Source organism: Megasphaera stantonii (genome assembly GCF_025567065.1).
In the GTDB taxonomy this organism is placed as follows: domain Bacteria; phylum Bacillota; class Negativicutes; order Veillonellales; family Megasphaeraceae; genus Megasphaera; species Megasphaera stantonii.
Map to the genome: position 1 here is coordinate 1 of NZ_JAOQKD010000028.1, position 24,545 is coordinate 24,545.

Sequence of the window (24,545 nt, forward strand, 5' to 3'; positions counted from 1 at the left end):
CTGTCCAATACAGGCGGTCTCTATCCGCTGCATAAAAAAGTAACGAGATAGCAAAAACTACCTCGTTACTAAAGTCTAACTTTTGGGGTCACATCAAAGGGCTGCACTGTGATGCGGCCTTTTTTTATGCGGCTGTTACTAGCCACTGCCAATATATTATGATATTATTAATAATAGGCTTCAATACAGGAAGCTTTGACTACTATGTGGTACACAAGCGGCGGCTCCTGGAGCAAACGGGCGCCGGCCGCTGTATTGTCTTGCAGAGACGGCAGATGCGGCAGAGCCGCGTCGTGCAAAAAGGGGGGAATATACCATGCAGAAACGAGTTGCCGTTGCCATGAGCGGCGGCGTGGACAGTTCCGTTACAGCGGCGCTGCTGAAACGAAAGGGATATGATGTCATCGGCATTACGATGCGCCTGTGGGACGGCGAAGCGGCGGAAAAAAGCGCCGCCGATGCCAAGGCGGTAGCCGATATATTGGGAATTCCCCATGACACGCTGGACTTTAGCGACACCTTCCGGCGCGATGTCGTAGAATATTTTATTGACGCTTACGGCCGGGGAAAGACGCCCAATCCCTGCGTCGCCTGCAATCGGTGCGTTAAATTTGGCCGGCTGTGGGACGAAGCGCGCCGTCGAGGCGCCGACCTGCTGGCGACGGGGCATTATGCCCGCACGGCCTACGATACGGAACGGGGCGTGTATACGCTGCTTCGCGGTTCAGACCGGCGCAAGGATCAATCGTACGTGCTGTATCAGCTGACGCAGGATTTGCTTCCCCACGTCTTGTTCCCTATGGCTGATTTTGAAAAAAGCGATACGCGGGCAATGGCGCAGGAATGGGGGTTGCCCGTGTTTAATAAACCGGAGAGCCAGGATATTTGCTTTATTCCCGACAATGACTACAAGGGATTTCTGCGCCGGGAACGGGCCGGCATGTTTAAGGCCGGAAATTTTGTCGATGCAGACGGCCGAGTTGTCGGCCGGCACGAAGGCATTCCGGCGTATACAATTGGCCAGCGCCGCGGCTTGAATTTGGGCGGTCCCGGCGGGCCGTATTACGTTACGGCACTGGATGTGGCTCGTAACCAGGTCGTCGTCGGTTCGAACGACGATTTATTTTCTGCAGAGGTACGGGCCGAAGGCGTATCGTGGGTAGAAGGAGAGCCTGAAGGACGCTTTCGCGCTTTGGGAAAAATACGCTATGCCGCCAAGGAATCGCCCTGCACGGTCCGACTGGAAGAACACGGCCGTATCTGCGTTACCTTCGACCAGCCCCAGCGGGCGGTCACGGCGGGACAGGCACTGGTCCTGTACGACGCCGAGACGGGCGACCGCGTTTTAGGCGGCGGCATCATTATGTAAATTGAAATACTGAAAGAGGAGAGATAACGTGGCGACAAAATATATTCGCAATTTTTCAATTATTGCCCATATAGACCATGGGAAATCGACGCTGGCCGACCGGCTGCTGGAACGGACAGGGACCGTTTCGCAGCGTGAAATGGAAGATCAGCTGCTCGATACGATGGATTTGGAACGTGAACGAGGCATTACCATCAAAGCCCAGTCGGCGCGTCTCATGTACGATGCGAAAGACGGTCATCAGTACACGCTGAACTTAATCGACACGCCGGGCCATGTCGACTTCAATTACGAAGTATCCCGCAGCCTGGCGGCCTGCGAGGGGGCGCTGCTCATCGTCGACGCAACGCAGGGCGTAGAAGCGCAGACATTGGCAAACGTGTACTTGGCCTTGGAACATGATTTGGAAATCATTCCTATCATCAATAAGATTGACTTGCCCAGCGCCGATCCCGACCGGGTGCGTAAGGAAATTGAAGACCTTATCGGGCTGGACGCGTCGGAAGCTATACTGGTCAGCGCGAAGACCGGCGTCGGCATAGACGACGTGCTCGAAGCGATCGTAAAGCACGTTCCCGAGCCGGCCGATGCTCCCGACAAACCGTTGCGGGCTCTTATTTTCGACTCCCATTTCGACCCGTACAAAGGGGCTATCGCCAACATCCGCATCATGGAAGGCAGCGTCAAGCCTGGCGACCGCATCCGCATGATGGCTTCGGGCAAGGAATTCGAAGTCATCGAAACGGGCGTTTTCCTGCCGCAGATGTATCCCGTGCCGTCGCTGGAATGCGGCAGCGTAGGCTATTTAGCTGCCAGCATGAAGAACGTCCGCGACTGCCGCGTCGGCGATACGGTGACGCTGGCCGATAATCCGGCGTCGGAAGCCCTGCCGGGCTACCGCAAAGCCGTGCCGATGGTATACTGCGGCTTATATCCCGTTGAAACGAACGATTACGATAACCTGCGCGACGCCTTGGAAAAGCTTCACCTCAATGACGCGGCCCTGTTATTTGAACCGGAAACGTCGACGGCCTTGGGCTTTGGTTTCCGCTGCGGCTTTCTGGGCCTGCTGCACATGGACGTCGTCCGCGAACGATTGGAGCGGGAATACGGCTTGACGCTGATTACGACGGCTCCGTCTGTTATTTACCACGTGTACTGCACGGACGGCACGATGGTTGAGGTAGACAACCCGGCCCTCATGCCGGATATGACGAAAATCGATCATATCGAAGAACCCTTCGTCAAGACGACGATTATCATTCCGAAAGAAATGGTCGGCACGGTCATGGAAATTTCCCAAAACCGCCGCGGCCAGTATGAGACGATGGACTATCTCGATGAAACGAGAGTTTCCCTTGTATATAATCTTCCGTTGTGTGAAATATTATACGACTATTTCGATGTTTTGAAATCGGCGACGCGAGGGTATGCGTCTCTTGATTACGAGCTCAACGGGTATCAGTCCTCGCCTATGGTGAAGATGGATATCCTCATCAACGGCGAAGTCGTCGACGCCCTGAGCGTCATCGTACATCGCGAATTTGCCGCCCGCCGCGGCCGGGCTCTCGTCGAAAAGCTGCGCAGCCTCATTCCGCGCCAGCTGTTCCAGATCCCCATCCAGGCCGCACTGGGCAACAAGATTATTGCCCGGGAAAACGTCGCGGCCCTGCGCAAGGACGTATTGGCCAAGTGCTACGGTGGCGATATTACGCGTAAGCGCAAACTGCTGGAAAAGCAGAAAGAAGGGAAGAAGCGCATGAAGCAGTTCGGCACCGTCGAAATTCCTCAGGAAGCCTTCATGGCCGTCCTGCAGGTAGACGACAAATGATCGGCCTGTACGTGCACGTCCCGTTTTGCGTCAAAAAATGCCGGTACTGCGACTTTCCGTCGTACAGCGGCGTCGAATCGTATATCGACGCCTACGTCGACGCCGTATGCCGCGAAATCAGCCTGTTTCCCCGCGGGGAGCAGGCTGATACTGTTTATTTCGGAGGCGGTACGCCGTCGCTGCTGCGGGCCGGCCAAATCGGCTCCATCATGAAATGCCTCGAGGCGCGTTTTGACATTGCCGCCGATGCGGAAATTACAGTAGAGGCGAATCCGGACAGCGTGAGCCGCCAGTACGTCCGCGAGCTGGCGGATCTTGGCGTCAACCGCGTGAGCCTCGGCATTCAGTCCTTCGACGACGGTATGCTGCGCTTTCTCGGACGGGTTCACACGGCAGACGAGGGAAAACGAGCTGTGCAGGCCGTTTGGGACGGCGGCGTCAGAAATATTTCCATCGACCTCATGTACGGCCTGCCGGGGCAGACGGAAGAGATGGTCCGCGCCGATATGGAAGAGCTTGCGTCCTTGCCCGTATGCCACGCGTCCATATACAGCCTTATCGTAGAAGAGCATACGCCCTTGTGGGATGATTTGCGCAAAGGCCGCTGCCTTCTTCCGAACGACGAGGAGATAGAACAAATGGGGCAGGCCGTTCATCGGTCTATGCACTGGCTGGGCTTTTCGCACTATGAAATTTCCAGCTATGCCAAGGCCGGCTGTTTGTCCCGGCACAACTGCAAGTACTGGCAGTACGAACCGTACGTCGGCTTCGGGCCGTCAGCTCATTCCTTTTATCATGACGAACGCTGGGCTAATATTGCGAATATTCCCCTGTATATCCGCAAGGCCGGCAGGGAAGACGCGGCGGCGGAACGCATTTCCATCGGCCGAAACCGAGCCGTCGAGGACTATTGTTTTTTAGCCCTGCGCATGCGCAAAGGCATTGACTACGCCGATTTTCGGCAGCGCTTCGGCTGTTCTGTAGAAGACGAGTTTGCCGACGTGCTGCATCGTCTTCTGGCACAGAAACTGTTGGAGGCAACGCCGTCCGGCTGCCGCATGACTGCCTTGGGCCGGGATTATGGGAATTACGTATTCAGTCAATTTATTCGCGAGTAGGCGGGATATTACGATATTTTTACTGCAATATAGAGCCTATTTGACAGATTTATGTTGTCTCCATCGTACGATGCTCCTGCCGAAAGGGGATAACAATGCGGCGAAACAGCTCATGGTTGCTGGCATTGCGGCCTGTGTAACGATGCAAGGGCGGTCAGTCAGTCCCATTTGACAAAATGACTCATTTTGAGTATAATTTCATTGTGTGCAATAAAAGCACTCCCTAACATAATTTGGAGGGAGGGATAATAGATGGCAGAAATCAAAGTAGGTAAAAACGAAACGTTGGACAGCGCACTTCGCCGCTTCAAACGTTCTTGCCAAAAGGCAGGTGTTCTCTCCGAAGTACGGAAACGCGAACACTATGAAAAACCGAGTGTACGGAGAAAGAAAAAATCCGAAGCAGCACGTAAACGGAAATACAGAGCATAATCGTCAACAGTAAGAAGGGTGATACCATGTCTCTAAAGGAACAACTGCTTCAGGACATGAAAGACGCAATGAAAGCGAAAGAAGCAGGAAAGACGGCGTTATCGGTGATCCGCATGGTCCGCTCGGCTATCCGCAATACGGAAATCGACGGCAAATGCGAATTAGACGACGCCGGCGTCGGAGCAGTCATTGCGAAAGAAATGAAACAGCGCAAAGAATCGTTGGCAGATTTTGAAAAGGCCGGCCGCGCCGATCTGGTAGAACAGGTAAAGGCAGAAATGGCCGTCCTGGAAAAGTATATGCCCAAGCAGCTTTCGGAAGATGAAATCCGGAAAATCGTGACGGACATCGTCGCCGGAAACGACGGTATGAAGATGGGTGACGTCATGAAGGCGGTTATGCCGCATGTAAAGGGCAAGGCCGACGGAAAAGTTGTTTCGGCTATTGTCAAAGAAATTTTACAACATAATTAGTTTTTATCATAAAATATATTGACAAATAAACTAATTGATTGTATTATTTTAACATGATTTACGACAACAAAATCATGTATGCAAAGTCAAAGAAGACTTCGAACCTATATCTGAAAAGATAGCAGGGGCGGAGTCTTTTTGTATTAAAAGGAGGATGTACCTATGGTAAAAGATGATTTGGTATACGTAATTCCGGCAGGGCAGTATGGCAAGGAAGGCGTGCTGGCGTTATTGGAACAGCACCCGGAAATTAAGTTCGTATCTCTCGTCGGTGTCGATCTGGCCGGCAACGATACGGATGAAAAGATTCCTATTTCCGTATTTTTCGACGATTATGAAAAATTCTTCAACGGCACGGCTGTGCAGACTGATGGTTCTTCTGTCGTACTTCCCGGGATTGCTACATTGTCGGACGCTCGCGTCGATATGAAAGCAGATCCTAGCGTCAACTGGTTCGTAGACTACAACGACGGTAATATCGACCCGGCTACGGGCCGTCCTGTAGGCACACTGCGTATTCCGAGCTTTTTGTGCCATGCGACGGGATATATTGATTCCCGTTCGATTCTCCGCAATACGACGGATTATGTTGGCGAACAGATATTAGCGCTGATTAAAAAATACGGGATTAAAGGCTTGTCTGTAAATCCCGACGACATCGAAAAAATCGTATTCACGACAGCGACGGAATTGGAATTCTGGGTCAAGACGCCGAGCCAGGACGTAGAAACGCGCCTCCTTTCGGCTTCTCAGAAATTGCAGGAACAGTACTGGCAGCGTACGCACGGCGTCGTCCGCACGGCCTTGGAACAGACTGTCGAACGCCTTGAAAAATACGGCCTCAATCCTGAAATGGGCCATAAGGAAGTCGGCGGCATTAAAGCTCAGATTGACGATTCGGGCAAATTGATTTTCGTATTGGAACAGATCGAAGTTGACTGGAAATTTACCAACGATCCCGTACAGACGGCGGACAACGAAATCCAAGCCCGCATCATCGTCCGCGAAGTATTCCGCGAAAACGGTCTCGAAGTTACCTTCCAGGCCAAACCGATTCAGGGTGTTGCCGGCTCCGGCGAACACACCCACTTCGGATTGGGCGCTATCTTAAAGAGCGGCAAGTTCGTCAACCTGTTCAACCCCGACGATATGAATGAAGAATTTATGTCGTCCCTCGGATACGGCGCTATCATGGGCATACTGAAGCACTATGAAGTCATGAATCCCTTCGTTTCGGCGACGACGGACTCGCTGAACCGCTTGAAACCGGGATTTGAAGCGCCGGTCTGCATCGTAACGTCCCTGGGCGGCGAAACGCCGGACGTTCCGACCCGTAATCGTTCCGTCCTGATCGGCTTAATCCGCAGCGTTGACAGCCCGAACGGAACCCGCTTCGAGCTGCGCGCTCCCAACCCCTTTACCAACACGTATATCGCCATCGCCATGGGCTACCTCAGCGCTCTCGACGGCATCAAGTACGCCCTTTCCAGCGGCAAGACGCCGGCCGAATTGCTGGCTGAATTGTCTAAGAAACCGGGCGAAGCCGCCGATTATCTGGAAAAAGACCGGGCATATCGCTCTGAAGTCGACGTATTTGAAGAATTCACGGCGGCGGAACGGGACGCCATGTTCGGAAAAGCTCCGCGTACCGTATGGGAAAACTTCAAAGCCCTCGAACTCCATCCGGAAAAATTGGATACCTTGGCCTGCCCAGCTTTTGAAAAGCGCATCATGGAATCGTTTAAATTGGGCGCCCTGAATCGCTGGGCCTTGGAACTGCAGTTCCGTATTATCCCCGACAACTTGTCCAAGGTCATTTCGGCAAAACCGCTGCACATGGAAGCCGATACCAATCCGCTGGAAGCCGAACGGTGGACGAAGATCAACGCCCTCCGCACGGAATTAGGCCGCGATACGGATAAGAGCTTGTCCATCTTCTCCAAGATTAAAAAGGCCTTGGCCGCTAACGACTACGACGCCGCTTCGGATCTCATGGTCGTCATGAACGACAAGATGGATGAACTGACCGATTTGTATTATGAATATTCTCACAACGCATTTTAATAGATAGCATAAATATGCATGCAAATACCCCTGCCGCGCCGGCAGGGGTATTTTTATAAAGGCAGGTATACGATTTACTTCAGCACTAATCCGACTGGGCAATGGTCGCTGCCTGTGATGTCGGTGTAGATCTCGGCTTGTTCCAACCGGCTGTCCAAATCTTTGGACGTGATGAAATAGTCAATGCGCCATCCGGCGTTGTTCTGACGGGCTTTGAAGCGATAGCTCCACCAGGAGTACACGCCTTCTTTGTCAGGATAGAAATAGCGCCACGTGTCTGTAAATCCGGCGGCCAGCAGTTCTGTCATCTTCTGCCGTTCTTCGTCGGAAAAGCCGGCGTTTTTGCGGTTGGTCTTGGGATTTTTTAAGTCGATTTCTTCGTGGGCCACGTTCAGGTCGCCGCACAGCACGACAGGCTTGGTTTTGTTGAGCTCGACGAGATAGCGGCGAAAATCGTCTTCCCAGGTCATGCGGTAGTCGAGACGGGCTAGTTCCGACTGACTGTTGGGGGTGTAGCAGGTGACGAAGTATATGTCATCGAATTCCAGCGTAATCAGGCGGCCTTCATGGTCGTGTTCGTCGATGCCCATGCCGTACGAGCAGGACAGGGGCTTGCGTTTCGTAAAGATGGCCGTGCCGCTGTAGCCCTTCCGGTCGGCGTAGTTCCAATATTGCTCGTAGCCGGGCAAGTCCAGATCAATTTGACCTTCCTGGAGCTTTGTTTCCTGCAGGCAGAAAATATCGGCGTCCAGAGCGGAAAAAACATCCATAAATCCTTTTTTCATTACGGCGCGCAGGCCGTTTACATTCCAGGAAATGCATTTCATGGGTCTTCATCCTTTCTTTGGATAACTTACTGTCGTAATTCAAGAAAATTTGGTATAATAAACATAAAATATTACTTTTGCAGCATGCTGCAAGCAGTAAATGTAAGTTTGCCTTTATATTGCATTCTTATTGTATAGAAAAGCAGTATGCTTGTCAAAATCGAATCAGGTGATCAGAAATGGCAGTACATGAATTAGCAGGAACGAAAGTAAGAAAAGAGGATTATATTGATTTGCAGGCTATTGCGGCGGCCTATGCCAATACTCATCCTGACGTAAGCGATCCGCATCAGCAGGTGCGCTTTGGCACGTCGGGCCATCGCGGACAGGCTGGAAACGGCAGCTTTACGGCCGACCACGTCGCGGCTATTGCCCAGGCTGTCTGCAACTTCCGCAAGCAGTTCGGCGCAGAAGGCCCCTTGTTCGTCGGTGAAGATACCCACTATTTGTCCAAGCTGGCCTATGAAACGGTCTTGGGCGTATTGGCGGCTAACGGCGTTACGGCTTATGTAGACAGCGAAAATGACTTTGTGCCGACGCCGTCCGTATCGCGGGCCATTCTCCGCTACAATGACTGCCGCAGCGAAAAGCTGGCCGACGGCTTGATCATTACGCCGTCCCATAATCCTCCCGAACACGGCGGTATCAAGTACAACCCGATTACCGGCGGCCCGGCAGAATCGGATATTACCAAGGCGATTGAAGCGGAAGCAAACCGCCTGCTGGCCGGCCATAACGCCGAAGTCAAGAGCATGTCCTATGAAGACGCGAAGAACAGCCAGTGGGTCGTGCCGTACGACTACAAGGGACTGTATGTGGCAGAACTTGAATCCATTATCGATATGGACGCTATCCGCGGCGCGAACCTGCGCATTATGGTCAACGCTCTGGGCGGCTCGGGCATGAATTACTGGCACAAGATTTCGGAACAGTATCATATTCCCATCGACTTCGTCAATGATACGTACGATCCGCAGTTTACCTTCATGAATTACGACCATGACGGCAAGGTCCGCATGGACTGCTCGTCGGCATACGTCATGTCGGCCGTTACGCAGAGCAAGGACAAATACGACCTGATTTTAGCCAACGACCCGGACTACGACCGTTTCGGCATCGTTTCCGGCGCGCAGGGCATGATTTCGGCCAACGCTTACCTGACGGTGGCGTCCCACTATCTGATGACTCACCGCAACTTTGCCGGACGGGGTATCGCCAAGACCGTTGTCACGACGGATATGCTGGCCCGCTCGGCGGCTATGCTCGGTATTCCCTGCTACGAAGTGCCCGTCGGCTTTAAATATTTCGGCTCCTTGTACACGGAAGGTAAAATCGCCTTTTCCGGCGAAGAAAGCGCCGGCGGCTCCTTTGTCGCGAAAGACGGCAGCGTCTGGACGACGGATAAAGACGGCATGATCATGTGCCTCTTAGCTGCGGAAATCAAGGCCGTTACGGGCAAATCGCCTATCGACTACTACAATGATTTGTGCGAAAAGCTGGGCCGTCCGTACACGATGCGCAGCGATGCGCCGGCGACGCTGGAAGAAAAGGATCAGATCAGCTCCCTGACGGAAAGCGACGTTACGGAAAAGACCCTGTGCGGCAGTGAAATCAAGGCGGTGCTGTCCAAGTCCCCATACGGCGACTTCGCTATCGGCGGCGTCAAGATCGCGACCGACGACGGCTGGGTAGCGGCGCGCCCGTCCGGTACGGAAGATCTGTACAAGCTGTATGCAGAAAGCTTCGTATCCCAGGAACAGGCGGCGGCGCTGCTGGAAGAAGGCAAGGCGCTGATTTCCAAGGCTTTGGCTAAATAAGACAATACTATACCTTAACGGAAAGAAGAAAGGACGGGCGAAAGCGTGTCCTTTCTTTTCCGGGGAATTTCCGTAAGCGGCGCGGCGAAACGGCGCTATTATGTGGCGCAGCAGTAGAATTTTGCGATTGACTTATGGTATAATAAAAGGCATGGTAGATTAGAAAGAAATTAAAGATATGCAATAAAGGAGTGGAATCCCCATGAAAGTTGTTATCACCGTAGTCGGAGTAGACCGGACTGGCATTATCGCTACAGTAAGCCAGGTCATGGCAGAACACCAGATTAATATTATGACGATAAATCAGGTCATTTTGGACGGTATTTTCAATATGGCGATGATCGTAGACATGGAGCAGTCGACCGTCGATTTGGAAGGCCTTCAGGCTATCCTGCGGGAAAAGGGCGACGCCCTGGGCGTAGAAATCCGGGCGCAGAACCAGGCCATTTTCGATGCGATGCATCAAGTAGGATAAGGAGAACCGGGTATGCTGACAATCCATGACGTATTAGAAACGAATCAAATGATACAGAAGAATAATCTGGACGTCCGTACGATTACGATGGGGATTAGTCTTCTTGACTGCTGTTCCAGCGACGGCAAGGTATTATGCCGCAATATTTACGATAAAATCACGTCGTACGGCGAGAACCTCGTCAAGACGGGCGAAGACATTGCCCGCGAATACGGCGTGCCGATCATTAACAAGCGCATAGCCGTTACGCCTATCAGCCTGGTAGCCGGAGCCAGCGATTTGACGAATTACGTTGAAATCGCCAGAACGCTCGACAAGGCGGCGAAGGAAATCGGTATCGACTTCATCGGCGGTTTTTCCGCGCTGGTGGAACGGGGCTTTACGGACGGCGACCGCCGTCTCATCGACTCCATCGCCGAAAGCCTGGCCTGCACCGATTTGGTATGCAGCTCCGTTGCCGTCGGCTCGACGAAAGCCGGCCTCAACATGGATGCCATCGCTGAAATGGGCCGGGTATTCAAGGATTTGGCCGAACGGACGAAGGATAAGGATGCCTTAGGCTGCGCGAAATTGGTTGTATTTTCCAACGCCGTTGAAGATAACCCCTTCATGGCCGGCGCCTTCCACGGCGTGACGAACGGCGACTGCTGCGTCAGCGTCGGCGTCAGCGGACCGGGCGTCGTCAAACGGGCATTGGAAAATGTCAAGGGCGAACCTTTCGATGTCGTTGCCGAAACGATCAAGAAGACGGCCTTCAAGATTACCCGCGTAGGGCAGCTCGTCGCCATGGAAGCGTCGAAGCGGCTCAACGTTCCCTTCGGCATCATCGACCTGTCCTTAGCTCCTACGCCGGCTGTCGGCGACAGCGTAGCCGACATTTTGGAAGAAATGGGTCTTGAAAGCTGCGGCGCCTGCGGTACGACGGCGGCTCTGGCTTTGCTGAACGACGCGGTGAAAAAGGGCGGCCTCATGGCTTCGTCCCGCGTCGGCGGCTTGTCGGGCGCGTTTATTCCTGTCAGCGAAGACAAGGGGATGCTGGAAGCCGTCGGCAGAGGCAGCCTGACCTTGGAAAAACTGGAAGCTATGACCTGCGTGTGCTCCGTTGGCCTCGACATGATCGCCATTCCCGGCGATACGTCGGCGGCGACGATTTCCGCTATTATTGCCGATGAAGCGGCTATCGGCATGATTAACAACAAGACGACAGCCGTCCGCGTCATTCCCGTTCCGGGCAAAGACGTCGGCGATACGGTTGAATTCGGCGGCCTTCTTGGCTACTGCCCGATTATCAACGTAAATAAATACAAGTCGGACGCATTTATCGCCCGCGGCGGACGCATCCCTGCACCGATGCGCAGTCTGACAAACTAATGATGTTACGGAAAGTAGGCGTGTGTTGTGCTTGAATATTTTGTGCCGTTTTTGATTGCCCTCATAGTTGCATATGTATTGACGCCAGGCGTTAAAAAGTTGGCAATTAAAGTCGGCGCCGTTGACAAACCTAATGCGAGAAAGGTCCATACTCACGCCATACCGCGGCTGGGCGGGCTGGCTATCTACGTCGGCTTCATGGCGGCCGTACTCTTTTGCGTACCCGTGCGCCACGAGCTGCTGGGCCTTCTCCTGGGATGCACGGCTATCGTCGCCTTGGGCATTTGGGACGATATCTGCAATATTCCGGCTAAAGTAAAATTAGTCGGACAGATCGTTGCGGCATGTATTCCCATCGCCTTTGGAATTCAGATCGAATGGCTGACAAATCCCTTCGGCACGCTCATCGTGCTGCCGGAGCTCGTCGCTATTCCGGTGACGATTTTCTGGATTATCGGGTTTACGAATACGGTAAATCTGATTGACGGCCTGGATGGATTGGCGGCCGGCGTGTCGTTTATCGCGTCGGTATCGATGTTTTTGCTGGCTTATACCATGAACCAGTACCTGCCGGCTATGATCATCGTCGCAATGGCCGGAGCAGCTCTCGGCTTTTTGCAGTACAATTTTAACCCCGCCAAGATTTTCATGGGCGATACGGGAAGTATGCTGCTGGGCTATACGATGGCCGTCGCAGCTGTGCTGGGGCTGGTTAAGACGGCGGCGACGATCGCGTTGGTAGTGCCGCTCATCGCTCTGGGCCTGCCCATTTTGGATACGTTATTCGCTATTATCCGCCGCAAGATGAGCGGCGTGCCCATTTTTCAGCCTGATAAGGGACATCTGCACCATCGCCTGCTGGCTTTAGGCATGTCGCAGAAGCAAGCTGTATTGATCATGTATTTCGTCAGCATCGTTCTGGGGATCGTAGCCCTGTTTGTCGCTAACGTAAGTTATCAGACAGGCATTGCGACGGTATTGGTCGTCCTTGCTGTGATTATTTATACGGCGAAACGCCTTGGCATATTGCAAAAAACAACGGCCAATTCTACCCGCAAAGAATAGGCGGGTAGAATTGTTTCGTCTAAGGAGGTATTTCTATGATTAAGGTAATGACTGTATTCGGCACGCGTCCGGAAGCAATCAAGATGGCTCCGGTCGTACTGGAACTGAAAAAGCATGCCGATAAAATCCAGACAGTCGTGGCCGTTACAGCCCAGCACCGGCAGATGCTGGATCAGGTACTGGAGTTATTCCGCATCGAGCCTGATTATGATTTAGATATTATGTCGCAGGGACAGACGTTATACGACATTACGACGAAATCCCTCATGGGGCTGAAATCCGTGTTGGAACAGGAAAAGCCGGATATTGTCCTCGTTCACGGCGACACGACGACGACCTTCGCCGGAGCCCTGGCGGCGTATTATCAGCAGATTCCCGTAGGCCACGTGGAAGCGGGCCTGCGCACGGGCAATATATATTCGCCCTTCCCGGAAGAAATGAACCGCAAGCTGACCGGTTCCATTGCAGCCATTCACTTTGCGCCGACGGCGACAGCGAAAGCCAACCTGCTGAAAGAAGCCGTAGCGGAAAAAAATATCTATGTCACGGGCAACACGGTAATCGACGCCTTGATGAAGACCGTCGACCCGGCCTATACCTTTGAAGACGAAATGCTCAATCATATCGATTTCCTGCGCCACCGGGTCATCCTGATGACGACGCACCGCCGGGAAAACCTGGGCGAGCCGATGCGCCATATCTATAAGGCCCTGCGGAGCATCGTAGAGGAAATTCCCGATACGGAAGTCGTGTTCCCGGTGCACCGCAACCCGCTGGTGCGAAAAGTCGTAGAAGAAGAATTATCCGGCGCAGACCGTATTCACCTTATCGATCCGATGGAATACGAGCCCTTCGCCAACCTCATGAATAAATGCAGCCTCGTGTTGACCGATTCAGGCGGTATTCAGGAGGAAGCGCCGTCTTTGGGCAAGCCGGTGCTGGTGCTGCGCGATACGACGGAACGGCCTGAAGCCGTGGCAGCTGGTACAGTACGCCTTATCGGAACGGAAAAAGACGTGGTGTATCGCGAAACGAAGCGCCTGCTGACGGATCGGCACGCTTACGATACGATGAGCAACGCCGTCAATCCCTATGGCGACGGGAAGGCTTCGCAGCGCATCGTTCAGGCCATCCTGCGCGACTTCGGCGGAGAAGAAACGGTGCTGGAGGAATTTTCTCTATAACAATAATGTATAAAGAGGCGCCGGTTCATGCCTAAAAAGATATGCATATATTTCTTTTGTTAATAGAAAATATTGACAAATTTAAAATGTTGCTTTTAAATTTTTTCCATGCTAAAATAATTCAATAGCGATTGCGGGTAACGCAACGTCGATATTCGCAACCGCTACTATGCCATCAACGGAAACAGAGGTGTCTGCAGCATGAAGCGGAGGCGTACTGAATCTCATGATGACAATGCAAATCAGATGAAGCTCTGGAATATCGTTGCAATTGCCGGTTCCTTAGGGCTGACCTTGTTTGTCTGCATCTGCGCGGGCGTAGCGTTAGGACGTTTTATTGACTCACATGCCGGAACGGCGCCGTGGGGCATGATTGTGTGTTCCCTCATAGGCGCCGCGTCTGGTTTTTTGTCCTTGTATAAGAAAGCCGTGCGCTTGAATGAAGACAAGCCGTCTCATATGGAAAAAGACAAATAAGGGTGGTGCTGGTGGAAGAATTTGTAAGGTATGTAAAAGCGACGTTGTGCAAGCTCATCGGATTTACATGTTTTGTCGCTGCCGTCCTTGCCGTAAGCGGGGAAACGCAGTACATTACGGGCTGGTGTATCGGCAACGGAATCAACATCGCCTATTTTTTGATGCTGACCAGCCGCTCTGCGCGAGCCGTACAATTACCGCCGGCGCGGGCTGTCGCCTTGATACGGGGCGGCGCCGTCCTGCGTCTTGTCATGATCGCGCTGGTATTAATCGTCGTGGCGCAGTTCCCGTCTATTCATTTTGGGGCTGCTGTAGCCGGATTGTTTACCTATCGGGTGACGATTTTTGCCGACATGCTGATCCGGCATGTACGCCAGCGGTAAAGAAAGGAGGTAAAACGTATGGAATTACATACGGGGCATCATTGGGTCGTCCAGATCCTTGGGATGAACGTCAATATGGATACGATTATCATGACGTGGATCGTCGGTATCTTAGTCATCATCGTTTCCTTGGCAGCCACGCGAAAGCGGTCTCTCGTCCCGTCAGGGATGCAGAACGCCATGGAAATGGTTGTCACGGCGCTTCTCGCCCAGTTTAAGGAAACCCTTGGCCCCAAGTACAGTCAGGTTGTATCTATCTTACTGACCATGTTTCTGTTCATCTTGTTTTCCAACGAATTGGGGCTCTTGCCGACAAACCATCTTCTGGCGTCGCCTACGAACGATTTGAATACGACCGTAGCCTTGGCGCTGGTATCTTCCGCGATGGTTCATGTTATCGCATTGAAAAACCAGGGTGTGAAGAAGCACTTTAAGCACTTCTTCCAGCCATTTGCTCCCTTTGTCATCATCAATGTGCTGGAAGAATTTACGAAGCCGCTGACGTTGGCTTTCCGTCTTTTCGGCAACATTCTGGCCGGGGAAATCCTGTTGGAAGTGCTGTACTTCCTCGTTCCGGCAGGCGTGCCGATTGTCTGGCTGATCTTCAGCTTGTTCATCGGCTTAATTCAAGCGTTTATTTTTACTATATTGACGACATCGTACTTAGCTCCTTCCTTCCAGGGCGGGCATTAAACTACATTGTATATCGTATTTAGGAGGTCATTGATTATGGAAAATGCATTGATATTAGGGTTATCGGCTCTTGGCGCAGCAATTGGTATCGGTTTGGCAGCTCTCGGCGCTGCAGTCGGCGACGGCCACGCTGCTTCTAAAATGCTGGAAGGCGTAGCACGTCAGCCTGAAATGGGCGGCAAGCTGCTGACCAACTTCCTCATTTCCGTCGGCTTGATCGAATCCATGCCTATTATCGCAGCCGTTATCGCCATCGTGCTCGTATTTGCCAATCCCTTTATTTAATGGTGGAGGAACTGGATTCCATCATGAAAGGAGGGTGTTACGTTGGTTAGTTTAACCGAAGGAACGTTGTTGTTCCAAATTATCAACTTCTTTATCTTAGTGGCTATTTTGGCAAAATTTGCGTATAAACCGCTGCTGAAGGTTTTGGAAGAACGCCGCAACAAGATCGAATCGGATCTCGAAGCCGCGGCCCAGGCCAGAGAAGCGGCAGCGCAGCTGCAGGCCGAATACGAAGCGCAGCTCCGCAGCGCCCGCGCCGAAGCCCAGGCTATTATCGATAAAGCCGTAAAGCAGGCTGATAAAGAGGCGCAGGCCCAGCTCAGCGCAATACGCGAACAGATTGCCCGGGAAAAACAGATCGCCCAGGCGGAAATTGCAAACGAACGGGAAGTTGCTATCCGGGAAATGCGCAACGAAGTAGTAACGCTGTCTATGGCTGTGGCAGAAAAGCTGCTTAAAAAGAATCTGGACCCGGATATGAATGCAAAACTGGTTGCAAACTGCATCGATCAGCTTCAGGAAAACCGCGTAAAGGGGAACTGACGCTATGATACCGGAAGTCGTATACAGCAAATACAGCCAGGCTATGTTCGATATTGCAAAAGAACAGGGCAAACTTGATATATTTGGAACAGAGTTGAAAGCTGTCCGCGATGCCATGCAGGAAAATCCTGATTTGCAGAAGTTTATCTGCCATCCGCTCATACAGCCCGGCGTAAAGAAGGATACGCTGCAGAAAATATTTGCCGGCGACGTAGAGCCGCTGGTACTGCAGTTTCTCTACGTCATGATCGACAGGCGGCGCGAAGCGGCTATTGTTCCCGCTATCGACGGGTTTATCGACCTGGCGCGGGCGGCGCATAACATCGAAGTCGCGAAGGTGCGCGTCGTCAAGGCGCTGACGGCGGCGGAAGAAGAAAAACTGGTTGCCGGATTGGAAAAGATGACAGGCAAGAAGATCGAGCCGCTGTATTACATCGATCCGTCTATCATCGGCGGCATGGTCATCCAGATTGGCGACAGATTAATAGACGGCAGCCTTGCGCGGCAGCTGCGTGATATGCAGCAGTCTCTTCTGCAGGCTGGCGTAACGAATGGGGTGACGGACGAATAATGAAGATGAAGCCAGAAGAAATTACGGCTATAATTAGACAGCAAATCGAAAATTATAATGTGGAGATGAACGTCGATGATATCGGCACCGTTCTGGAAGTCGGGGACGGCATCGCCCACGTTTACGGTTTGGATAAAGCCATGTCCGGGGAATTGCTGGAACTGCCTCGCGGCGTATACGGCATGGCCCTGAACTTGGAAGAAGACAACGTCGGCGCCGTACTGCTCGGCGACGACTCCCTGATTAAAGAAGGCGACACGGTACGCCGCACAGGCCGCGTCATGCGCGTTCCCGTAGGCGAAGCTATGATTGGCCGCGTCGTAAATCCCTTGGGCGCGCCTATCGACGGCAAAGGGGAAATCAAGACGACAGAATCCCGTCTCGTCGAAGTGCAGGCGTCAGGTATTGCCGACCGTCAGCCTGTAAAGGTACCTCTTCAGACGGGGCTTAAATCTATCGATTCCATGGTTCCTATCGGACGGGGCCAGCGAGAATTGATCATCGGCGACCGTGGTACGGGCAAGACGGCTATCGCTATCGACACGATTTTGAATCAGAAAGACAGCGGCGTTATTTGCGTTTACGTCGCTATTGGACAAAAAGCCTCGACGGTTGCCCGCGTCGTCCGTACTTTGGAAGAAAACGGCGCGATGGCGTATACTATCGTCGTCGCTGCTACGGCATCTGACGGCGCGCCGCTCCAGTACCTGGCTCCGTATTCGGGCGTATCTATCGGCGAATACTTCATGTATCAGGGCAAGGACGTCCTCTGCATATATGACGACTTGTCCAAACACGCCCAGGCATACCGTGCCATGAGCTTGCTGCTCCGCCGTCCGCCTGGACGTGAAGCCTATCCCGGCGACGTATTCTACTTACATTCCCGTCTGCTGGAACGGGCAGCAAAGCTTTCTGATGATTTGGGTGGCGGCTCCATTACAGCCTTGCCGATCATTGAAACGCTGGCCGGCGACTTGTCGGCGTACATCCCGACAAACGTTATTTCCATTACGGACGGTCAGATATTCCTCGAAACGGAAGCCTTTAACTCCGGTATCCGTCCGGCTATCAACGTCGGCTTGTCCGTATCCCGCGTAGGCGGCTCCGCCCAGATTAAGGCTATGAAGAAAATTGCCGGTACCCTTCGCTTGGATTTGGCGCAGTACCGCGAATTGGCGGCCTTCGCCCAGTTTGGCTCTGACCTCGATAAGAGCACAAAGGCCCAGATCGATAAAGGCGAACGGACGATGCAGCTCTTAATTCAGCCGCAGTATCATCCTATGCCGGTCGAAGACCAGGTTATGCAGATTTATTTGGCCGTTAAAAACTACCTCATGCCGATTCAGGTATCGGAAGTACAGCAGTTTGCCGACGGCTTCATCACGTTCATGCATACCAATTATCCGGAAGTCGGCGAAAGCATCAAGACGACGAAGGAACTCGGCCAGGACGCAGAAGCAACCCTCCAGAAGGCCATCGGCGAATATACGAAGCAGTATAGCGCCACCCATGAGCTGATTAAAGAGGAGGAATAATCTATGCCGAGTGCACGCGAAATAAACCGGCGGATCAAATCCGTTACGAATACTCAGCAGATTACGAAAGCCATGAAAATGGTATCGTCTGTACGACTGCGCCGTGCACAGGAAAGGGCGTTGGCCACAGCGCCGTATACGGAAAAAATCGAAGGCATGCTGCAGCGCTTGGCAGCGGCGTCTACAGGCGAAAAAGTCGCCTTGTTTACGCCTCATGACGAAGTGAAGAAGACGTGCTATATTATCGTCGGGGCTGACAAAGGCCTGGCCGGCGCGTTTAATTCCAATATCAACAAGGCCATGGTCGCCGTGCTGAAAGACAAGCCCCGCAGCGCTTCGATGCTGCTCGTGACAGGCCGTAAGCCTGCTGAATATTTAAAGCATCTGCATATCGTGCCGGACCAGAAGTGGACGGGTTTTTCCGATAAGCCTCAGTTCACCGATGCCCAGCAGATTGCCCATGTTGCTACAGAACAATTTTTGGCTGGCGAAGTAGACGAAGTGTATATCATTTATACGAAGTTTAAGTCAGCCTTATCGCAAGAAGTACAAACCGTCAAAATGCTGCCTATTTCGCAGCAGGACGGCTCTGAAAAAACCGGTCCGAAAGAAGAGTATCTCTTTGCGCCGGATGCCCATCAGGTCTTGGAATCGCTTTTGCCTCAGTATCTGGACATGCTCGTGTACAACAGCCTGCTCCAGTCAGCGGCCAGTGAGCTCGGGGCCCGTATGACGGCTATGACGTCGGCAACGGATAATGCAGGCGAGCTGATCGACAGATTGACTGTCCATTACAACAAAGTCCGTCAGGCCGGCATTACGAACGAACTGACAGAAATTGTCAGCGGTGCTAATGCCCTGCAGTAGGGCGTGAGTAAAACTAAGAAAGAGAGGAGAGCCTCTTCATGAGCAATAACATTGGGAAAGTAATCCAGGTCATCGGCCCGGTTATTGACGTGCGGTTTGCTTCCGAAGCAGATTTGCCCGCCATTTACACTGCCCTTCACGTCACCGGCGGGGAAGGCGAACAGGCCGTCGACTTGGTAGCAGAAGTTATGCAGCACTTAGGCGACGACGTCGTCCGCTGCGTTGCTATGAGTTCTACAGATGGTCTCGTCCGCGGCATGGCTGCGGAAAATACGGGCGGCCCCATTAAGGTTCCCGTTGGCAAGGGCGTGCTGGGACGTATTTTCAACGTTCTCGGTCAGACCGTCGACAAGGTAGACGAAGTAGTAGAAGCTGAAGATTATTGGCCTATCCATCGGCCGGCTCCGAAATTTGAAGACCAGTCTACGGGTACGGAAATTCTCGAAACAGGCATTAAAGTCGTCGACCTCATCGCTCCGTATGCCAAAGGCGGCAAGATTGGCTTGTTCGGCGGCGCCGGCGTAGGCAAGACCGTTCTCATCATGGAATTGATTCACAACGTTGCGACGGAACACGGCGGCTATTCCGTATTTACCGGCGTAGGCGAACGGACCCGCGAAGGCAATGACTTGTGGAACGAAATGAAGGAATCGGGCGTTATCAGCAAGACCGCTCTCGTATACGGCCAGATGAACGAACCGCCCGGAGCCCGTATGCGCGTCGGCTTGACGGGCCTTACGATGGCTGAATATTTCCGTGATAAAGAACATCAGGACGTGCTCCTGTTCATCGATAATATTTTCCGTTTCATTCAGGCCGGTTCGGAAGTATCGGCCCTGCTGGGCCGAATTCCTTCGGCTGTTGGGTATCAGCCGACATTAGGGACGGACGTAGGCGCGCTGCAGGAACGCATCACGTCGACGAAGAACGGTTCCATTACGTCCGTACAGGCCGTATATGTCCCTGCCGACGATTTGACCGACCCGGCTCCGGCTGCGACCTTTGCCCATTTGGATGCGACGACCGTATTGTCCCGTCAGATTGCCGAATTGGGCATTTATCCGGCTGTCGATCCACTGGATTCGACATCTCGTATTCTCGACCCACATATCCTCGGCGAAGACCATTATCAGACGGCCCGCACCGTTCAGGCTATTTTGCAGAAGTACAACGACCTGCAGGATATCATCGCTATCCTCGGTATCGATGAATTGTCGGAAGAAGACAAGCTCACCGTTGCCCGGGCTCGTAAGATTCAGCGTTTCCTGAGCCAGCCTTTCTCCGTCGCCGAACAGTTTACTGGTCAGCCGGGCCGTTATGTACCGCTGAAAGATACGATCGCCGGCTTTAAGGAAATTCTGTCGGGCCGATGCGACGACATGCCGGAACAGGCGTTCTACATGGTAGGCGATATCGAAGAAGCATATGAAAAGGCCAAGACTCTGAAAGGAGAATAGGCTATGGCAGAAAAAGGAAAGACTATCCGTTTGGAAGTAATTACTCCCGATGCTGCCGTATTAAACGAAGATGTGGAATTCGTCCTCGTGCGGGCCTTAGACGGCGATTTGGGCATTATGCCCAATCACGCGCCGCTCATCGCGTCTTTGGATATCTGGCCGCTTATGTACGATGTAGGCGGCCAGCGCCATTGCCTGAGCGTAGCTTCCGGATTTTTGGAAGTGAGCAATAATGCGATTACCGTCATTACGCCGGCGGCGGAAAAGCCTGAAGACATCGACGTCGAGCGGGCAGAAGCCGCCCAGCAGCGGGCAGAAGCATTGCTTCACAGCCAGCGGAAGGACATAGACGTACATCGGGCGGAAATGGCGCTCAAGCGCGCCTTGTGCCGCTTGGACACGGCAAAAAAATACGGCGGACATTAAAAAATGCTGCATATAAAAGAGAAGCAGGACATGAGATTTCTCATTTCTTGCTTCTCTTTTTTGCAGCATGAAAGATTTTATGTTTTGAAAATCATGTGGCTTGTGTCAAACTTTTGGAGAATAGGGGCGCGGCAAAAACGTGTTCAGACTGTCGTAATGCCAGCGGGTTTTATGTTCCCGTATGTTTTGGCTCAGTGCAAGCTGCGTGTGTTCTCGCTGCACGTAGTGACTTGAATAAGATGTTTCCCAGATCGGTTCGTTCGCATTCTGTGCTTTCAGCATGTGTTGGGCCATAGTGTGTTTGCAGTGCGATATGAACCATTTGACGACGCGGTCGTTGCATCGCCTGTACAAGACGAGCAGATGGACGTGATTGGGCATGATGACGTAATCCTGAATCAGAACGAGCTGAGATGAAAGCTTCAGCTTCCGCAGCCCTTCCTCTGCGGCCATTCCCCATACCGTCGGCTGCCAGACGAATCCGTTTTTATCCTTATAAATCCTTCCGAGGGTAGTCTGCTTTTCGTGCGTGCAGAGTGTAATAAATTGGACGCGATGGGCCGGCCAGGGAGAGTTTGTTTTGTTAGTATTCATAAGTCGGTCACCTCCAACAGATGTTATATGTCATTATATAAGATGAAAATAAAACTAAAATTAAAAAAACGAAGAATGTACATTAAATTTTAATTAAAAAATGATATAATGATAATGTATATTAAAATTCAGCTAGTTTAAATAAAATGAAGAAACGCTATTATCAGCTTTCTACCTATAAACTTGTAAACACATTGCTTATATACTTGGCAGCAGCATAGGACTGTAAAAAATAAGAAGATTAGAAATTATAGATTTTGTTATGATACATGTATAGAGAGTATTCATGCAAGGGAGGCAGGATTATGCAGATTGTGTTGGCTTATGACAAATTGGACGATATACGGCATCTGTTTCAGGAATATACGGCCATGTTGGTCGAGACGGATGAGACGGTAAAGGCTTGCCTGGCGGCGCAGGGCTACGGCGACGAGCTGGATCATGCAGAGGAAAAATACGGCTTGCCTGACGGGCGGCTATACGGCATCTGCGGCGACGACGGGCGGCTCGTAGGCTGCGCGGCTATTCATCGCCTCGACGAGACGTGCTGCGAGCTGAAACGGCTGTATATCCAGCCAGCCTGCCGGGGACGGGGCCTGAGCCGGCTGCTCATGGAGCAGTGCATCGGCGAGGCGAAGCAGATCGGTTACAGGCAGATGCGGCTGGACACGCTGCCCTTTATGACGGCGGCCATCGGCCTCTACCGGCAGTACGGATTTTACGAAATCCCGCCGTACTATGATAATCCCATTCCGGCTATTTTCATGCAGAAGGACCTGTAAGAAACGGCTTGACTTGAAGCGCCCTCCATGTGCTATGCTTACAGCAGAGAACGTGATATGTCAGGAGGTATAGTATGAAATACAGAGTATTGGGACGGACAGGCCTTTCCGTCGGCGAAATCGGCTTTGGCTGCGAAGGCATGGTAGAGCATCCCGAATGGACGGAAGCGTTTATCGACGTCATGGAAGAATATGGGGCAAACTGCATCGACTTGTACGCGCCCCATCCGGATTTTCGCGACGCCTTGGGCAAGGCGCTGCAGGGACGGCGGGATACATTCGTCTTGCAGGCTCATTTGTGCACCATTTGGAAGGACGGACAGTATAAGCGCACCCGCGATATTGAAGACGTGAAGGCTGGCTTTGAAGACCAGCTGAAACGGCTGCGGACCGACCATCTGGAAATCGGCATGGTTCACTACGTCGATTCTTTGTCGGACTGGCAGCAAATACAAGACGGCGACATCATGAAATATGCCTTGGAGCTGAAGAAAGGCGGCGTCATCGGCAGCATCGGCATGTCGAGCCACAACCCCGAGGCGGCGTTGGCGGCTGTCGAAAGCGGCCTCGTCGACGTGCTCATGTTCAGCGTCAATCCCTGCTACGATTTGCAGCCCGGCAACGAAAACCTCGAGCTGCTGTGGGCTCCTGAAAGCTACGCAAAGCCCCTGCTCAACATGGACCCCCAGCGGCAGCGGCTGTATGAAACGTGCCAGCGGCTGGGCGTAGGCATTACGGTCATGAAGGCCTTTGGCGGCGGCGACCTGCTGAACGGCGATATTTCGCCGGCAGGGAAGGCTTTGACGCCTTTCCAGTGCATGAGCTATGCCTTGGACCGGCCGGCCGTAGCGTCTATTATGGACGGCGCGCGGACTGTAGAGGAAATGAAGCAGAACCTGGCCTATGAAGCTGCCTCTGACGAAGAAAAGGACTACGCTGCGGCGCTGGCGTCCTTTCCGAATATCAGCTGGAAGGGCCATTGCATGTACTGCGGCCACTGCGCGCCCTGTCCGCAGGGAATAGACGTGGCAGCGGTGACGAAATTCCTAAACCTGTGCAAGGCTCAGGGCGATATTCCTGAAACGGTGCGGGAACACTACGCCGTACTGTCGCATACAGCATCGGAATGCATTCAGTGCGGCGCCTGCGAAACGCGCTGCCCCTTTGCCGTCGATATACGGCGGAATATGGCCGACGCGGCGGCCCTGTTTGGCAAGTAATGTCTCTTCATGGTATAATGAATCTTGATTATATCATAGGAGGGGTTATGAATTGGAAAGTGTATACAAGCTTGCCGAACAATATCATTTAGAAGGAAATAACTGCGTCGAATCGGTCGTCAAGGCCTGCAACGACAGCATGAACCTGAATCTTCCCGACGTAGCCATCCGCATGGCCTGCGGCTTGGGCGGCGGCATCGGCCGTTCGGGCTGCGTCTGCGGCGCATTGAGCGGCTCCTGTCTGATTATCAGCGCCCTGGTTGGCCGTCTCGACCCGTCGGAAAAGGAATTGCCGGAAGTATATCAATATACCCACGAATTCCACGACCGTTTCAAGGCTCATTTCGGCACGACCTGCTGCCGGGCCCTGAACCGCTTGAGCTTCGGCACGCCGGAATACCGCAAGCAGTGCATTAACATCACGGCGACGGCTGCCGATATGGTGTCGGACTTCATCGAAGAAAAAGGCCTGCTGAAAAAATAAACGGCATGATCTGTATTGCCGTATAAAGGAGCGAAATCCTGTTGGGTTTTGCTCTTTTTTTGTTGTGCAGGAGACAAAGGCTATAGATCATTTTCATTATTTGGTTAATTGTAAAATGAATTTGAACAGGTAATCAAAAAACAAAAATCCATAGTGAAGCTTCATGTTAAAATGGTTTTGCGAGAAATCATCAACAAAGGAG

Annotated in this window: 26 protein-coding genes; 24 read left to right on the top strand and 2 right to left on the bottom strand. The window is 52.5% G+C overall.

Features of this window, described 5'->3' with window-relative positions; translation table 11 throughout:
* The first annotated feature begins 316 nt into the window (after positions 1 to 316).
* From mnmA to OCV58_RS11165, 6 genes are all read left to right on the top strand, one after another.
* Positions 317 to 1,369, top strand: a complete 1,053-nt coding sequence (gene mnmA / locus OCV58_RS11140) for a tRNA 2-thiouridine(34) synthase MnmA (protein ID WP_154877887.1) — start codon at positions 317 to 319, stop codon at positions 1,367 to 1,369.
* Positions 1,370 to 1,397: 28 nt separating this feature from the next.
* A complete protein-coding gene (gene lepA, locus OCV58_RS11145) occupies positions 1,398 to 3,200 on the top strand; it encodes a translation elongation factor 4 (protein WP_087477092.1) in 1,803 nt (600 codons plus the stop codon).
* Positions 3,197 to 4,318 carry a radical SAM family heme chaperone HemW gene (gene hemW, locus OCV58_RS11150; RefSeq protein WP_154877888.1) on the top strand — a complete coding sequence of 374 codons (1,122 nt, stop codon included), beginning with the start codon at positions 3,197 to 3,199 and terminating at the stop codon, positions 4,316 to 4,318. The genes lepA and hemW overlap by 4 nt, the downstream gene beginning before the upstream one ends.
* Positions 4,319 to 4,570: 252 nt before the next feature.
* A complete protein-coding gene (gene rpsU, locus OCV58_RS11155) occupies positions 4,571 to 4,750 on the top strand; it encodes a 30S ribosomal protein S21 (RefSeq protein WP_087477090.1) in 180 nt (59 codons plus the stop codon).
* 26 nt (positions 4,751 to 4,776) lie between these two features.
* Positions 4,777 to 5,223: a GatB/YqeY domain-containing protein gene (locus tag OCV58_RS11160; RefSeq protein ID WP_087477089.1), complete on the top strand. Its 447-nt coding sequence runs from the start codon at positions 4,777 to 4,779 to the stop codon at positions 5,221 to 5,223.
* A gap of 162 nt (positions 5,224 to 5,385) precedes the next feature.
* Positions 5,386 to 7,287, top strand: a complete 1,902-nt coding sequence (locus tag OCV58_RS11165) for a type I glutamate--ammonia ligase (protein WP_095630163.1) — start codon at positions 5,386 to 5,388, stop codon at positions 7,285 to 7,287.
* A gap of 74 nt (positions 7,288 to 7,361) precedes the next feature.
* Here OCV58_RS11165 and OCV58_RS11170 read toward each other — a convergent pair whose 3' ends face one another.
* Positions 7,362 to 8,114 (bottom strand): exodeoxyribonuclease III, encoded by a 753-nt coding sequence (locus OCV58_RS11170; protein WP_087477087.1) that lies wholly within the window; start codon positions 8,112 to 8,114, stop codon positions 7,362 to 7,364.
* A gap of 179 nt (positions 8,115 to 8,293) precedes the next feature.
* Here OCV58_RS11170 and OCV58_RS11175 point away from each other — a divergent pair, with 179 nt between their 5' ends.
* From OCV58_RS11175 to OCV58_RS11245, 15 genes are all read left to right on the top strand, one after another.
* Entirely contained in the window at positions 8,294 to 9,931 is a 1,638-nt protein-coding gene (locus tag OCV58_RS11175) for a phosphoglucomutase (RefSeq protein WP_087477086.1), read from the top strand.
* 202 nt (positions 9,932 to 10,133) lie between these two features.
* Positions 10,134 to 10,406: an ACT domain-containing protein gene (locus tag OCV58_RS11180; RefSeq protein WP_087477085.1), complete on the top strand. Its 273-nt coding sequence runs from the start codon at positions 10,134 to 10,136 to the stop codon at positions 10,404 to 10,406.
* A 12-nt stretch (positions 10,407 to 10,418) separates the two neighbouring features.
* On the top strand, positions 10,419 to 11,777 hold the full coding sequence (locus OCV58_RS11185) for a PFL family protein (RefSeq protein ID WP_154877889.1): 1,359 nt from the start codon (positions 10,419 to 10,421) through the stop codon (positions 11,775 to 11,777).
* A 27-nt stretch (positions 11,778 to 11,804) separates the two neighbouring features.
* Complete coding sequence (locus tag OCV58_RS11190) at positions 11,805 to 12,842, top strand: MraY family glycosyltransferase (protein ID WP_095630162.1); 1,038 nt, start codon at positions 11,805 to 11,807, stop codon at positions 12,840 to 12,842.
* A gap of 35 nt (positions 12,843 to 12,877) precedes the next feature.
* The gene (wecB, locus tag OCV58_RS11195) at positions 12,878 to 14,026 is read left to right on the top strand and encodes a non-hydrolyzing UDP-N-acetylglucosamine 2-epimerase (protein WP_087477082.1); all 1,149 of its coding nucleotides are present in this window, start codon (positions 12,878 to 12,880) and stop codon (positions 14,024 to 14,026) included.
* 201 nt (positions 14,027 to 14,227) lie between these two features.
* The gene (locus OCV58_RS11200; protein WP_087477081.1) at positions 14,228 to 14,503 is read left to right on the top strand and encodes an AtpZ/AtpI family protein; all 276 of its coding nucleotides are present in this window, start codon (positions 14,228 to 14,230) and stop codon (positions 14,501 to 14,503) included.
* An 11-nt stretch (positions 14,504 to 14,514) separates the two neighbouring features.
* Positions 14,515 to 14,886, top strand: coding sequence for an ATP synthase subunit I (locus OCV58_RS11205; protein WP_087477176.1), 372 nt, complete (start codon positions 14,515 to 14,517; stop codon positions 14,884 to 14,886).
* Between the two features lie 18 nt (positions 14,887 to 14,904).
* Positions 14,905 to 15,579, top strand: coding sequence for a F0F1 ATP synthase subunit A (gene atpB / locus OCV58_RS11210; protein ID WP_087477080.1), 675 nt, complete (start codon positions 14,905 to 14,907; stop codon positions 15,577 to 15,579).
* A gap of 36 nt (positions 15,580 to 15,615) precedes the next feature.
* A complete protein-coding gene (atpE, locus tag OCV58_RS11215) occupies positions 15,616 to 15,864 on the top strand; it encodes a F0F1 ATP synthase subunit C (RefSeq protein ID WP_087477079.1) in 249 nt (82 codons plus the stop codon).
* A 42-nt stretch (positions 15,865 to 15,906) separates the two neighbouring features.
* Positions 15,907 to 16,407: a F0F1 ATP synthase subunit B gene (gene atpF / locus OCV58_RS11220; RefSeq protein WP_154877890.1), complete on the top strand. Its 501-nt coding sequence runs from the start codon at positions 15,907 to 15,909 to the stop codon at positions 16,405 to 16,407.
* A 4-nt stretch (positions 16,408 to 16,411) separates the two neighbouring features.
* Positions 16,412 to 16,978: an ATP synthase F1 subunit delta gene (gene atpH / locus OCV58_RS11225; protein ID WP_154877891.1), complete on the top strand. Its 567-nt coding sequence runs from the start codon at positions 16,412 to 16,414 to the stop codon at positions 16,976 to 16,978.
* Complete coding sequence (gene atpA, locus OCV58_RS11230; protein ID WP_154877892.1) at positions 16,978 to 18,513, top strand: F0F1 ATP synthase subunit alpha; 1,536 nt, start codon at positions 16,978 to 16,980, stop codon at positions 18,511 to 18,513. Before atpH ends, atpA begins: the two co-directional genes overlap by 1 nt.
* Positions 18,514 to 18,516: 3 nt before the next feature.
* Positions 18,517 to 19,380: an ATP synthase F1 subunit gamma gene (gene atpG / locus OCV58_RS11235; RefSeq protein WP_087477075.1), complete on the top strand. Its 864-nt coding sequence runs from the start codon at positions 18,517 to 18,519 to the stop codon at positions 19,378 to 19,380.
* A 38-nt stretch (positions 19,381 to 19,418) separates the two neighbouring features.
* The gene (atpD, locus tag OCV58_RS11240; protein ID WP_154877893.1) at positions 19,419 to 20,837 is read left to right on the top strand and encodes a F0F1 ATP synthase subunit beta; all 1,419 of its coding nucleotides are present in this window, start codon (positions 19,419 to 19,421) and stop codon (positions 20,835 to 20,837) included.
* 3 nt (positions 20,838 to 20,840) lie between these two features.
* Positions 20,841 to 21,263 carry a F0F1 ATP synthase subunit epsilon gene (locus OCV58_RS11245; protein WP_095630158.1) on the top strand — a complete coding sequence of 141 codons (423 nt, stop codon included), beginning with the start codon at positions 20,841 to 20,843 and terminating at the stop codon, positions 21,261 to 21,263.
* 105 nt (positions 21,264 to 21,368) lie between these two features.
* Here OCV58_RS11245 and OCV58_RS11250 read toward each other — a convergent pair whose 3' ends face one another.
* Positions 21,369 to 21,857, bottom strand: coding sequence for a transposase (locus OCV58_RS11250; RefSeq protein WP_154877894.1), 489 nt, complete (start codon positions 21,855 to 21,857; stop codon positions 21,369 to 21,371).
* Between the two features lie 305 nt (positions 21,858 to 22,162).
* On the opposite strand from OCV58_RS11250, the gene OCV58_RS11255 reads away from it, so the two are divergent.
* The 3 genes from OCV58_RS11255 to OCV58_RS11265 all read left to right on the top strand — a co-directional run bounded on the left by OCV58_RS11255 (position 22,163) and on the right by OCV58_RS11265 (position 24,343).
* Positions 22,163 to 22,639, top strand: a complete 477-nt coding sequence (locus tag OCV58_RS11255; protein ID WP_154877895.1) for a GNAT family N-acetyltransferase — start codon at positions 22,163 to 22,165, stop codon at positions 22,637 to 22,639.
* A 74-nt stretch (positions 22,640 to 22,713) separates the two neighbouring features.
* The gene (locus tag OCV58_RS11260; protein ID WP_154877896.1) at positions 22,714 to 23,859 is read left to right on the top strand and encodes an aldo/keto reductase; all 1,146 of its coding nucleotides are present in this window, start codon (positions 22,714 to 22,716) and stop codon (positions 23,857 to 23,859) included.
* Positions 23,860 to 23,911: 52 nt separating this feature from the next.
* Positions 23,912 to 24,343, top strand: coding sequence for a C-GCAxxG-C-C family (seleno)protein (locus OCV58_RS11265; RefSeq protein WP_087477069.1), 432 nt, complete (start codon positions 23,912 to 23,914; stop codon positions 24,341 to 24,343).
* Positions 24,344 to 24,545: the final 202 nt, after the last annotated feature.